The 2989-nt window shown below is 73.3% G+C and carries 4 protein-coding genes; 2 read left to right on the top strand and 2 right to left on the bottom strand.

The genetic code is table 11. The features are described from left to right. Positions 1–288 (bottom strand): hypothetical protein (locus AC2W7J_RS17190; RefSeq protein WP_485983905.1); only part of this gene is annotated, 288 nt, incomplete at its 3' end. Between AC2W7J_RS17190 and AC2W7J_RS17185 the strand changes: the two genes are divergently transcribed. Further along, entirely contained in the window at positions 227–682 is a 456-nt protein-coding gene (locus tag AC2W7J_RS17185) for a class F sortase (RefSeq protein WP_485983903.1), read from the top strand. The genes AC2W7J_RS17190 and AC2W7J_RS17185 overlap by 62 nt on opposite strands. A 72-nt stretch (positions 683–754) precedes the next feature. Here the strand turns inward: AC2W7J_RS17185 and AC2W7J_RS17180 are convergent, their stop codons facing one another. Further along, positions 755–1678 carry a PfkB family carbohydrate kinase gene (locus AC2W7J_RS17180; RefSeq protein WP_485983901.1) on the bottom strand — a complete coding sequence of 308 codons (924 nt, stop codon included), beginning with the start codon at positions 1676–1678 and terminating at the stop codon, positions 755–757. Positions 1679–1722: 44 nt separating this feature from the next. On the opposite strand from AC2W7J_RS17180, the gene AC2W7J_RS17175 reads away from it, so the two are divergent. Further along, positions 1723–2631 carry an AAA family ATPase gene (locus AC2W7J_RS17175; RefSeq protein ID WP_255184070.1) on the top strand — a complete coding sequence of 303 codons (909 nt, stop codon included), beginning with the start codon at positions 1723–1725 and terminating at the stop codon, positions 2629–2631. Positions 2632–2989 lie beyond the last annotated feature (358 nt).

Here is a 2989-nt window from a genome sequence, read left to right as displayed (position 1 = left end):
GTCGCCGGGGGCGGCCTGACGGCCTTCGGCCTGTCGCAGCAGGAGACCCGCATGCCCCCGCCGGCCGCCCTGTCCGAGGGCGGGCACGCCGAGCACGTCGTCGAGCACGAGCTCGTCACCATCGGCCAGCCCGACCTCCGGGTCCGGCCACGCGGGGCACCACATGGGCCCGGGGACGAGCAGCCCGGCGAGCCCGAGCGCGGCCGCACCGGCCACCACCGCACGGATGGCCCGCTCGCGGCCGACGTCGGTGTCCATCCCCTCGCTGGGGGTCACCAGCTCGGTCATCGACCTCGGCCTGCAACCGGACGACACCATGGAGGTGCCCCAGGACGCCACGAGCACCGGGTGGTTCACCGGCAGCCCCACCCCCGGGGAGCTCGGTCCGGCCGTCCTCGCCGGTCACGTCACGTGGGACAAGCGGCCCGCGGTCTTCTTCGAGCTGGGCTCGATGCGCGACGGGCAGCGGGTCGAGGTCTCCCGCGCGGACGGGTCGACCGCGGTCTTCGAGGTGACCGACGTCGGCCAGTACCCCAAGACGGACTTTCCCACCGACGAGGTCTACGGGGAGGTCGACCACGCCGCACTGCGGCTGATCACCTGCGGCGGTCACTTCGACGGCGAGACGGGTCACCACGTCGACAATGTCGTGGTCTACGCCGAGCTCGTCGACGAGCGCTGAGCCAACGGCGGTCGGGGCCACACCCTCGCGCTGGTCGAGGAGCGTGCGCAGCACGCGTCTCGAGACCCGCGCTCAGCCCCGCTGGGCGAGGTAGGCGTCGATCTCCGCCGCGGTGGGGGCGGTCGTCGGGCCCTTGCGGGTGACCTTGATGGCCCCGGCCGCATTGGCCCGGCGGCAGGCATCGGGCCAGGCCACCCCCTTCGCCACCTCCGCGAGCAGGACTCCGGTGTGGGTGTCGCCGGCGCCATTGGTGTCAACCGGCGTCTCGGGGTACCCGGGCACGAGGGTCGTCACGCCGTCGGTGTGCACCGCACACCCCTGCTCACCGTCACGGACGACGGCGACGGCACCCGGCTTCAGCAGTGCGGCCACGGCCTCGGCGGCCGGCCCCATCCCCTTCGCTCCGCCGAAGTCCTCGGACTCCTCGGCGTTGCCGGTCCACACGTCGGTGAGCGCGACGACCCGGGAGCGAAGGGAGGGCTCCAGCTCGGCGAAGACCGCACCGGGGTCGAGGACGACGAGGACCTCGTCGGGCAGCGACTCCAGCCAGGCGAGGAGCGGGTCGCGGGTGCGGCCCACGAGGCTGTAGCCGCTGACGCACACGAGGTCCCCCGCGACCGGCGCGCTCGTCGCGAGCGACTCGACGCTGATGTGCCGCTCGGCCTCCTGCGTCGTGACGAAGGTCCGCTCCGCGGAGGGCTCGACCATGACGATGCAGACACCCGTGTCGAGGTCCTCGACGACGGGCGCCGAGAGGGTGACGCCGTCGGCGGTGAGGGTCTCGCGGACGAGGTCACCGTTCGGGCCGCGCCCGTGGGCCCCCGCATGCACCGCTGCGGCGCCGGAGCGCACGGCCGCGAGCAGGATCGTCACCGCTCCCCCGGCGTAGCGAGCCACGGAGGTGGCCATCGAGTTGCCGCCGCGGCGGGGCAGGTCGGGCACCTCGACGACGACGTCGACGAGCGCCTGTGCGGTGTGGATCACCCTCGGGCTCATGGGGGCACACGCTACCGACGGACGCGGTCCGGCAGACTGCGGGCATGACGCACACCCCCCGCTTCGCCTCGGTCGACGACGTCACGGAGCGCCTGGCCGAGCACGGCTACCTCGCCTCCGACGAGATCGCGACGACCGTCTACCTCGCCGACCAGCTCGGCAAGCCGCTGCTCATCGAGGGTCCGGCGGGTGTCGGCAAGACCGCGCTCTCCGCGGCCGTCTCGGCGGCGACGGACGGCGAGCTCGTGCGCCTGCAGTGCTACGAGGGCGTCGACGAGGCCCGTGCGCTCTACGAGTGGAACCACGCCAAGCAGCTGCTACGCATCACCGCGGCCGGCGCCCACCACGACTCCGCCGGCGCCGACGAGGCGGACTGGACGTCGGTCAAGGAGGACATCTTCACCGACGAGTTCCTCCTCTCCCGGCCGCTGCTCACCGCGATCCGCAACGAGCACCCGACGGTGCTGCTCATCGACGAGCTCGACAAGGCCGACGTCGAGATCGAGGGGCTGCTGCTCGAGGTGCTCTCCGACTTCCAGGTGACCGTGCCCGAGCTCGGGACGATCCGGGCGAGCCAGACCCCCTTCGTCGTCCTGACCTCCAACGCCACCCGTGAGCTGTCCGAGGCCTTGCGCCGACGCTGCCTCTACCTGCACATCGACTACCCCGAGTCCGACCTCGAGCTGCGGATCGTGCGGCTGACCGTGCCCGACCTCGACGAGACGCTCGCCGCCTCCGTCGTGCGGCTCGTCGGCGCGCTGCGCGAGATGCGGCTGCGCAAGTCACCCTCGGTCGCCGAGACCATCGACTGGGCCCGCACGCTCGTCAGCCTGGGCACCGACGGCGAGCTGCAGCCGGAGCTCGTGCGCTCGACCCTCGGCGTCGTCCTCAAGCACCGCGAGGACATCGAGCTCGCGGTGCAGACCCTGGACCTGGACCGTGCCCTCGCCTGACCCGCTCGGCGAGCGGCTCGTCGACCTCGCCCGAGCGCTGCGCCGGCACGGCGTGACGGTCGGGACCTCAGAGGTGGCCGACGCCGCCTCTGCCGCAAGGGCGCTCGGCCTCGACGACCGCGAGCGCCTGCGCACCGGACTCGCCGCGACGATGATGCGACGGTCAGCGGACCGGGCCTCTTCGACCAGCTCTTCGACATCCACTTCCCCCTGCCGTGGGTCACCGCACCGGCGACGCGGCCGACCTCGCGCCGACGGACACCGCGGGCGCCCGCGAGCGCGCGGCCGCGTCCGCGAGGAGCTCGTCGGAGGCCCTCGCGCGCGGTGACCAGCAGGAGCTCGACCGCTCGCCGCGCGG

This window comes from Janibacter sp. CFPM2_SD2 (assembly GCF_057364645.1).
The sequence above is the reverse complement of the archived record's forward strand: the minus strand, read 5'-3'. Positions and strand labels throughout refer to the sequence as shown.

Bases quoted from the DNA above. Each gene is read 5' to 3' on its own strand.
- AC2W7J_RS17185 (WP_485983903.1), top strand. From the start codon at position 227: ATGGCCCGCTCGCGGCCGACGTCGGTGTCCATCCCCTCGCTGGGGGTC.
- AC2W7J_RS17180 (WP_485983901.1), bottom strand. From the start codon at position 1,678: ATGAGCCCGAGGGTGATCCACACCGCACAGGCGCTCGTCGACGTCGTC.
- AC2W7J_RS17175 (WP_255184070.1), top strand. From the start codon at position 1,723: ATGACGCACACCCCCCGCTTCGCCTCGGTCGACGACGTCACGGAGCGC.